The organism is Bacillus sp. 7884-1 (assembly GCF_002272245.1).
Classification (GTDB): domain Bacteria; phylum Bacillota; class Bacilli; order Bacillales; family Cytobacillaceae; genus Neobacillus.
This window is the reverse complement of record NZ_NPDD01000214.1, coordinates 1-8,499: the sequence shown is the minus strand read 5'-3', so window position 1 is coordinate 8,499 and position 8,499 is coordinate 1. Positions and strand designations below refer to the sequence as shown.

8 protein-coding genes and 1 pseudogene are annotated in these 8,499 nt (G+C 38.3%); 2 read left to right on the top strand and 7 right to left on the bottom strand.

Annotated elements, in window-relative coordinates:
• Positions 1-150 precede the first annotated feature (150 nt).
• Positions 151-1,368 carry an MFS transporter gene (locus CHI06_RS23495; RefSeq protein WP_095250995.1) on the bottom strand — a complete coding sequence of 406 codons (1,218 nt, stop codon included), beginning with the start codon at positions 1,366-1,368 and terminating at the stop codon, positions 151-153.
• Positions 1,369-1,752: 384 nt separating this feature from the next.
• Here CHI06_RS23495 and CHI06_RS23490 point away from each other — a divergent pair, with 384 nt between their 5' ends.
• On the top strand, positions 1,753-2,673 hold the full coding sequence (locus tag CHI06_RS23490; RefSeq protein ID WP_095250994.1) for an AEC family transporter: 921 nt from the start codon (positions 1,753-1,755) through the stop codon (positions 2,671-2,673).
• Between the two features lie 90 nt (positions 2,674-2,763).
• Here the strand turns inward: CHI06_RS23490 and CHI06_RS23485 are convergent, their stop codons facing one another.
• The 5 genes and pseudogenes from CHI06_RS23485 to CHI06_RS23465 form a co-directional block, all read right to left on the bottom strand.
• The gene (locus tag CHI06_RS23485) at positions 2,764-3,273 is read right to left on the bottom strand and encodes a hemerythrin domain-containing protein (RefSeq protein ID WP_179292751.1); all 510 of its coding nucleotides are present in this window, start codon (positions 3,271-3,273) and stop codon (positions 2,764-2,766) included.
• A gap of 122 nt (positions 3,274-3,395) precedes the next feature.
• The gene (locus tag CHI06_RS23480; RefSeq protein WP_095250992.1) at positions 3,396-4,031 is read right to left on the bottom strand and encodes a DNA-3-methyladenine glycosylase; all 636 of its coding nucleotides are present in this window, start codon (positions 4,029-4,031) and stop codon (positions 3,396-3,398) included.
• A gap of 31 nt (positions 4,032-4,062) precedes the next feature.
• The gene (locus CHI06_RS23475; protein ID WP_095250991.1) at positions 4,063-4,245 is read right to left on the bottom strand and encodes a 4-oxalocrotonate tautomerase; all 183 of its coding nucleotides are present in this window, start codon (positions 4,243-4,245) and stop codon (positions 4,063-4,065) included.
• 25 nt (positions 4,246-4,270) lie between these two features.
• Entirely contained in the window at positions 4,271-5,053 is a 783-nt protein-coding gene (locus CHI06_RS23470) for a 2-keto-4-pentenoate hydratase (RefSeq protein WP_095250990.1), read from the bottom strand.
• 18 nt (positions 5,054-5,071) lie between these two features.
• Positions 5,072-5,845 (bottom strand): annotated as a pseudogene (locus CHI06_RS23465) (2-keto-4-pentenoate hydratase).
• A 275-nt stretch (positions 5,846-6,120) separates the two neighbouring features.
• Here CHI06_RS23465 and CHI06_RS23460 point away from each other — a divergent pair.
• Entirely contained in the window at positions 6,121-7,470 is a 1,350-nt protein-coding gene (locus CHI06_RS23460; RefSeq protein WP_095250989.1) for an MFS transporter, read from the top strand.
• A 4-nt stretch (positions 7,471-7,474) separates the two neighbouring features.
• On the opposite strand, the gene CHI06_RS23455 is transcribed toward CHI06_RS23460, so the two are convergent.
• On the bottom strand, positions 7,475-8,398 hold the full coding sequence (locus tag CHI06_RS23455) for an AEC family transporter (protein ID WP_095250988.1): 924 nt from the start codon (positions 8,396-8,398) through the stop codon (positions 7,475-7,477).
• Positions 8,399-8,499 lie beyond the last annotated feature (101 nt).

Genomic DNA, 8,499 nt, shown 5'->3' with positions numbered 1-8,499 from the left:
AAAGTTTTGGCTACCGCCAACCGACATTTATCTCCCCCTTATCGTGGGCTGCGCCCTTCACACGATTGAAGAGGGAGATAAATGTCAGGAAATGATAAAAAGCCATCCCCTCCTACATGAATGTTTGAGAGAATGGCTTTTTATTAACCCTTACACTGCTTCAGATAAACTATTGATTTCTTCTTGTCTACCTTTTCCTTTTTGCAAACTAACCATTGCTATAAAGGAGATACAGTAGAGCAGTGCCAGGTACGTCATTGCTACCGTTACATTTGCGTGTTGAAGGATATAACCTACTAAAATTGGAGATAATCCCCCTAAAGCCCTGCCAAAGTTAAAAATTGTGTTCGTTGCTGTACTGCGAATTTCTACTGAATAATATTTGCTAATTAGTGCGCCATAACCTGCAAACATTCCATTAGAGAAGAAACCTACAATCGCACCTCCAATTAAAAGACCTGTGCTGCCTGAAGCAAAGGAGTAGAAGAAGACAGCAACAGCGGAAGCAGCTAAGAAGATTCCATACGAACGCTTCATTCCAAACCGATCCATAAATTGACCAAACGTTAACATACCTGCAATCATACCAGCGGCGGTACTAATGGTCCAAAGAGCCGAGCTTGAAACGGATAATCCTTGGGATTGTTGAAGCATCGATGGCAGCCAAATCATTAAACCATTATAACCAGCGATTTGTACGGTTGCCATTATTGCTAAAGCGACAGTCGTTACAGCAATTCTAGGAGTAGCAAACAATTGCTTTAGTTTTCCTTGCTTCTGAACAAGTTGCTTCTTCTTTTGTGATTCCACCCATACCGGTGATTCGTCTAGTTTCTTTCGAACGATAAAGGCGAAAATAACCGGAGCCAATCCAACGAAGAACAACCCTCTCCATCCCCAGGAAGGAAGAATCATCGCACTTAGAAGTGCGGCAAGGATAACACCATATTGAGCACCGACACTAACGTAGGAAGAAGCGCGCCCTTGTTTATTCTTTGGCCATGCCTCAGCGACAAGCGCCATACCAATACCGTATTCTCCCCCAGCTCCTAAACCTGCAATAAACCTAAATAAATATACTTGTTCAATATTTTGTGCAAGCCCGGTTAACGCAGTTCCGACAGCAAATAATAGAATCGTATAGGTAAAAATTCTGACTCTCCCAAATTTATCTGCTAAAATACCGAAAATGACTCCCCCAGCAAGCATTCCTAAATTAGTAATGGATGAAATAAGTCCACCAGCTGCCATATCGATATGAAACTCTGCAATAATCATCGACATCGCAAATGATATAAACATAATATCCATGCCCTCTAATGTTAAACCCGCTACTGAAGCAACTACTGTTTTTTTACGATAATCCATTCTTGTTGTTCTCCTTTCAAGCCTCACAGGACTCAGATTAAAAGATAATAAGCAAAAATAAAATGCCTCTCCATCCAAAGGACAAAAAGGCATTCATAGACATAATAAATATGTATGAATTTTACTTTCGCCTTTTTGGACTCTCTGGACCAGATTTAAAGGGATTTAATTTCAACTAATAGTAACATGATAATAATAAAGTGACAATATTGTGATGCAAATTCTTAAATCTTTATATAAAAAAGTTGTTGTTTTTACTTATTTTTTTATAACAAATATCTATATATAATGATTGAAAGTGTGGTTTAATTAGAATTAAACTTTCAAAGATAATTTTTTATTTTTATACAGATTAGATACATCATAGAGGAGCGTTATTTATTTATGAATCAGGAATTTCTTAATATTATTATCATCATTGCCTTTGGCTATCTATTAAAACGACTAAATATTTTACAAGAAAAAGATGGAGAAGTGATTTCAAAAATTATTTTTAAAATTACCCTTCCTGCTTTAGTTATTGTAACTTTTGATTCTGTTAAAATAGAAACTTCATTAATTATGTTACCAGTCATTGTAATTATTTATGGAATGATAACGGCCATTTTAGGCCTATTATTCTTTAAAAATGAGGAAAGAGAACTTAAGGGTTCCCTTTTGATGTTATCTCACGGTTTTAATGTTGGCTTATTTGCATTTCCTTTAGTTTATGCAATCTGGGGAATGGAAGGATTAACTTATTTTAGTATGTTTGATGTTGGAGCATCATTTCTTGTCTTTGGAATCTCTTTTATTTTTGGAAGTTATTTTTCAAATGAAGGTCTTCGTCTTAACCCATTAGAAATTCTAAAGAAACTTGGAAAGTCTATTCCGTTAATGACTTATATTATTGCTAGTATATTAAACTTTAGCCACATCCACCTTCCTGATATGTTCATTGAAGTTGCAAGTACGATCTCAGGAGCAAATATACCCTTATCATTATTACTATTAGGACTCTTTTTGAATTTTAAGTTTGACAAACAATTTATTAGGCCAATGGTGAAATTTTTAGCTTTCCGTTATGGCTTAGGTCTTATCGTGGGTTTAGTTTTATACTTTACCCTTCCAGCTGACATCATGCTTCGTTCTACCATTCTGATTGGTCTATTACTGCCGGTTGCAGCATCTGCCTTAACTTTTGCAGTTGAATTTAAATATAGCATTACTAGCATCCGTTTCATTGCCACGATGTCAAATATAACGATGTTAGTAAGTATTTTGATATTATATCTTTTTGCAAATTTTTTTTTTATAGTGTCTTAATTAAAAACAAACCAACTAAGTGTACTCTTTAAATAATACTTAGTTGGTTTGTTCTTTTGCACTATCATATACTTTTTACCTAGGTTCTCACTAGAGTACCTGAAACAGAAGTTCAAGTTCCTCCTTCTCCCTTATGGAAAGTATCTTCTCTGCCAAAGGAAACAACACTTTTTCTTCCTTTGCAAAGTGTTGTGTTAAGGTAGCATAAGCCTGGACGGCGTATACTGAAATCCATTGAGCAGCATTTTCATCAATGGACGATTCCGCCTGTTCAGTTTCAGTTAGAAAATCATGCAGATGCCCCTCTGCCTTCTGATGTTCTTGTTCCATTACCTCGATTGTTCTGTCATTCTCTCCTAGGCGGCGAGCCATCATAGGGAACAACCCCTCATCCTCTCGTTTGGAATGTGCCTTCAGCTCAATAGCGAAAGCAGAAACCAGTTCATGCAATTTCGCAAACAATTGAACCACAGCAGGACCCGAATCGGATTCTATCTCTTCCGTGATCTCATAGAAATGATTCATATCTTGCCTGAGCGACACATGCTCATCCATTAATTGCTGCAATGGAGCACTTAATACAACGTTCGAAGTTTCCACCGTATAACACCCTCTTCCAACCAGACCATACATCCAAAATTCCTATTTTTCCAGGTTTCGGTCGTTTCTATTAACTCTTCTTAAATCATAGCCCAATAGTGTCGATGATTTTGTGATGATCATCACGGTTTCAAATTGACTTCGTATTCGAACTTTTGATGCCTTGAAACAAATTGATTATTCGTAACCCAAAAACGCCAAGGGTAATCCCTTGCTTCGCCAGTGTTTTCAATCCCAATTCTTTTTCCGACAGATATGCTTTCAGGATAAAAACCTTTTGCTAAATATATGGGTGGATGGGTGAGTGAGCATCCATAGTCCTCCATTGTTATACCCAATGACTTTGTTAGTTTTCCAGGACAGTTTGTCAGATTTTTTAATTCTTCAAGCCCTCTCCTGGTTTTCATTATATCGATACCGTACCGAGGTTCCAGGGCTCGGACCAAAATAGCTTCAGGTTTTTCTTCACCGCCGCTGACCACATTGAAAAGGCAGTGAGTATGCATTAGATATGTATAGGCGAGGCCGGAACGGTGGAACATGACTTCTGTTCTTGCTGTCCTTCTGTTATTATAGCTGTGCGCTGCCCTATCACCTGGTCCTTTGTATGCCTCTGTTTCTACAATAAATCCGGCAGAGATGCCCTGGTGTGTTTCTTTTACAAGGAGGCATCCGAGCATTGCCATTGCCAATTCTAAAGTAGGCTGTTCATAAAAATCCTGTTGTAATGGAACGATATCTTTTGGCAATTCTTCCATAGTTGATGCCTCCTATTAAGTCATCCTAAATTTATTTTCCAACAGGCTCTCCAGCTTTTCCCCAGTGGGTCTTAGGGATTTCCGTTACGATCACTCTAATATTCTCTTTTGGAGCATCCAAGGTTTCCGAAACTGTATTCGTAACATTACGAATTAATTCTGCTACTTTTTCTTTTGGTCTTCCTTCCATCATTTGCACTTGAATAATAGGCATGATAATCTCCTCTATTTATGATTTTTTAATCGGTTACAGTAAATGATACTTCGCCAAAACCATCAAATTTTCCAGTAACGATATCGCCATAGTTCAACTTAACGGCAGCCGTAATGCCGCCAGTTAGTATCACGTCACCCTTGCGAACCCTCTCACCCTTTCTTGCCAGCATATTGGCAAGCATCGCTACAGAATGGGCCGGGTGTCCTAGGACAGCAGCTCCTGCACCTAATTCCTTGATTTCACCATTGATTGAAAGCGTTGCGTCGACAAGATCCAGTTCAAATTGTTCCGGTTTTTTCAAGGTTTTTCCAAACACAACCCGTGAGGTTGAGGCATTGTCAGCAATCACATCCGGCAAGTTATATTGAAAGTTTTCATAACGGCTATCGATAATTTCCAGTGCGGGAAGAACATATTCCGTTTTCGCGAGAACTTGCGCCCCGGTTATACCAGGTCCTTCAATGTCTTCTCCTATCACAAATGCAATCTCTGCTTCCACCTTCGGATGTATCAAATCACTTAAACGGACTTTTCCGCCATTTTCAATCAACATATAATCGAACACATATCCATAAATAGGCTCTTCAATGCCCATTTGCTTCATTTTGGCAAAGCTCGTTAAGCCCATCTTAGGACCAATGATTCTACTTCCTTTACTTAATTTGCGATTTAAGATTTCTTGTTGAACAAGATATGCTTCCTCCACCGATAAATCCGGCTTCTGGCTCACCGTTACCTTGGGAACTTCATGCCTTTCTTCCTCCGCTGAAACGAGGTAATTGGCAATATCCTTGTATTGACTCATTAAAATTTCTCCTCCGTTCTAAAAATGGACGCTTACCTGCCCAATGTGTGCGAATCTTGCCGTAAACGTATCTCCAGCACGCGCCTCTACCGCTGCCGATAAAGCCCCAAAGAGAATCACTTCACCTGCACGCAATGGGATATCAAATTCAGCCAACTTATTAGCCAACCATGCTACACAATTGGCTGGATTGCCTAAAGCTGCTGCACCAACCCCAGTATTGACTAACTCACCATTTTTATAAAAAGCCATTCCGAGTAGCTCAAGATCGATGTCTTCAACCTTGACTGGCTTACCGCCAAGTACATAAAACCCTGATGAGGCATTATCTGCAACTGTATCTACCAGCGTAATCTTCCAATCTTTTACTCTGCTATCAACGATTTCAAGCGCAGGAACGATATATTCTGTTGCCTGAAGAACATCAAGAGATGTTAAATTAGGGCCTCGTAATTCCTTTTTTAAAATAAAGGCAATTTCCGCCTCTACCTTTGGTTGTACCACTTTCTCGGTGGAAATAAAACCTCCGTTTTCAACCACCATGCTGTCTAATAGGTGTCCATAATCCGGCTCATCAACACCTAATAGAATCTGCATGGCTAGGGAAGTTAAGCCAATCTTTTTCCCTACGATTTTCTGACCTTGTTCTACCTTTTTCCTTATATTTTCTAGCTAGACATAATAGGCTTCCTTTACTGTCAACTTGAATCGATTGAAGTAAGCGGTACAATTCCGACTCGAGTGGACTCTGCTTCTGCTAGTTTTAGCAAACTCTTCTACTTTACTCGTCAACTGATTTACACCCTTTCTATAGTTTTATCGTAATCTTGGATAATTCTGATTAGAAATCAATGCTGTGCATTCCTCCGGACCTGATTTAGTATAAATATTCCGAAAAATATAAATCTTCTATTGAAAATAAAACCACTAGTGTTTATAATCTCTAATTAGAGAACGGTATTTACTATAAGTAAAGTGTAATTAGTGTTAACCGACAACAAATACGAATTCTCTCATATTATCGTAAGCGTTATCATTTAATTTTATTTTATAAAGGGGAAAAAAATATGACAACAATTAATTCTACCGAAGTTATTGCTAATAGCAAATTTAACCGCTTTCATTTAGGGTTATTATTATGGAGTTTTATCATTATCTTGTTTGATGGGTATGATCTGGTCGTCTATGGAACGGTTTTACCGAGCTTGATAAAGGAATGGAATCTTTCATCGGTGGAAGCTGGAGCAATCGGGACATATGGATTATTTGGGATGATGTTTGGGGCAATCTTTTTTGGTACTTTAGCTGATCGTATTGGTAGAAAGAACGTGATTGCTATAACATTACTACTGTTTAGTTTATTTACATTCCTTTGCGGCTTTGCCGAAACTCCTACTACTTTCTCAACCTTTCGTTTCTTAGCTGGCTTAGGTTTGGGAGGAATCATGCCAAATGTTATCGCACTATTAACTGATTATGCTCCTAAAACGATGAGAAGTATGATTGTAAGTATCGTTTTATGTGGTTATTCTGTTGGGGGAATTCTTGCTCCCTTAATAGGGATTTTCTTAATGCCAACATTCGGATGGGAATCAATCTTCTGGTTTGCGGGTCTTCCTCTACTATTTTTGCCTATTATGTATAAACAGCTGCCCGAAACATCCAGCTATCTTATCCGTACTGGTAAGAAAGAAAAATTGATTGCAACCCTTGCTAAAGTAAGTCCAGATTCGCATTTTAATCCAAATGATGAGGTTATCGACTTAAAAATCCAAGAATCAAAGTTTCCTATAATAGGATTATTTAAGGAGAACCGAGCCTTCAGTACGGTTATGTTTTGGACAGCGTTTTTCAGTTGTTTATTGATGGTTTATGGTTTGAATACTTGGCTTCCAAAATTGATGATGGAAGCAGGATATGGATTAAATTCAAGCTTAGGCTTTCTCATTGCCCTCCAAGGCGGAGCAATTATCGGGACACTCATAATCGGACGACTTTGTGATAAATACGGTTCAAAAAAAATGCTTGTTCCGATGTATGCCTCAGGCGCCGTGGCTCTGACACTCCTAGGATTTGGAGGAAATACGTTAGTAATATATCTGTTAGTAGCCATTGCTGGAGCTGCAACCATTGGTGCACAAAATATTGTTCAGGCCTATGTTTCTCAGTACTATCCGCCATCTATTAGATCTACAGCATTAGGGATGGCTTCTGGAGTCGGCAGGATCGGCGGTATGCTCGGTCCCCTTTTAGGAGGATTCCTATTATCAGTTTCTTTACCCATTCACTTAAACTTTATCGCCTTTGCGATTCCTGGCTTAATTGCAGCCGCCGCCCTCTCTATGGTGCCTTTAAAAAATGCCTATCAAAATAAAAACGATGCCAATGATGAATCTATGAAAGTTCATGTAAGTTAATGAGTTAAAAAAGTATTTTAGATAGATAAACGACAACCGCAACCGTAATACCGCTTATGATTGTAGTTAATAGGACCGCTTGGGAAGCATATTCTGGATAATTATCATATTCAAGTGCCAGCAAAGCACTATTTCTTGAAGAAGGAAATGAACTGGCGATAAATAGCGCTTGAGCAGTTATATCTGTTAATCCAAGTAAAAATATAACGAGTAACCCAATGAGAGGAGAAATTATCAGCCGGCCGATTACAATCCAAACAATGGGTCTAGAAATTCGTGTAATCTTTAAAAATGCCACTTGTGCTCCAAGTGTAACAAGTGCAACTGCCAAAAACGCATTTGAAGAATTTTCAATTGGCCTCCACAAAAATTCAGGGATATCAATATGTAGCCATTTCAACAGTATTGCCAGTAATAAAGCGTAAATAACCGGAAGGCGGATAATTTTTCGTAGGATTTCTTTACCGCTGCTCTGGGCAGAGACACTGTTGAAAAAACCATATGTGAATGTAAGGAGATTTTGAAAAATAGAAATAATAATCTGTATCGACATACCTGCAGGATTAGCAGCAAATACTAGTTCACTTACAGGGAGACCGTAATTACCTGAATTGCTCAAAACCATGCTGTTTTTAAAGGTTGCTGTCAGCTTACGGTCAAACTTGTTCACTTTCGCAATAAACATGCTGGTTAAGATAAGCAGAATATTAAAAAGCAGTAAAAATACTACCGTTTGGCTAATTAACTCGCTTGACATATTGCTCTCATATATATTTACAAAACAAACCGCTGGCAATAAGAAATACACCGTCAATGTTGAAAGTGTAGATAAATCAAGCCTAATGACACGCTGTAGGACTGCGCCTGCCCCAATCAACAGGAATATCGGAAATATGATATCTAGTAATATATGATACAAAATACTCATACAACGTACCTTCTCTCTCTAATAAAAAAAGGAAAAATGCAGTTTATTAATAAAGGCTGTGTTATATTGGGCTGTTGATTTGTGCTCCAAGCGCTTCGCTT

Coding starts and splice junctions, on each gene's coding strand:
- CHI06_RS23495 (WP_095250995.1), bottom strand. CDS start 1,368: ATGGATTATCGTAAAAAAACAGTAGTTGCTTCAGTAGCGGGTTTAACA.
- CHI06_RS23490 (WP_095250994.1), top strand. CDS start 1,753: ATGAATCAGGAATTTCTTAATATTATTATCATCATTGCCTTTGGCTAT.
- CHI06_RS23480 (WP_095250992.1), bottom strand. CDS start 4,031: ATGGAAGAATTGCCAAAAGATATCGTTCCATTACAACAGGATTTTTAT.
- CHI06_RS23475 (WP_095250991.1), bottom strand. CDS start 4,245: ATGCCTATTATTCAAGTGCAAATGATGGAAGGAAGACCAAAAGAAAAA.
- CHI06_RS23470 (WP_095250990.1), bottom strand. CDS start 5,053: ATGAGTCAATACAAGGATATTGCCAATTACCTCGTTTCAGCGGAGGAA.
- CHI06_RS23460 (WP_095250989.1), top strand. CDS start 6,121: ATGACAACAATTAATTCTACCGAAGTTATTGCTAATAGCAAATTTAAC.
- CHI06_RS23455 (WP_095250988.1), bottom strand. CDS start 8,398: ATGAGTATTTTGTATCATATATTACTAGATATCATATTTCCGATATTC.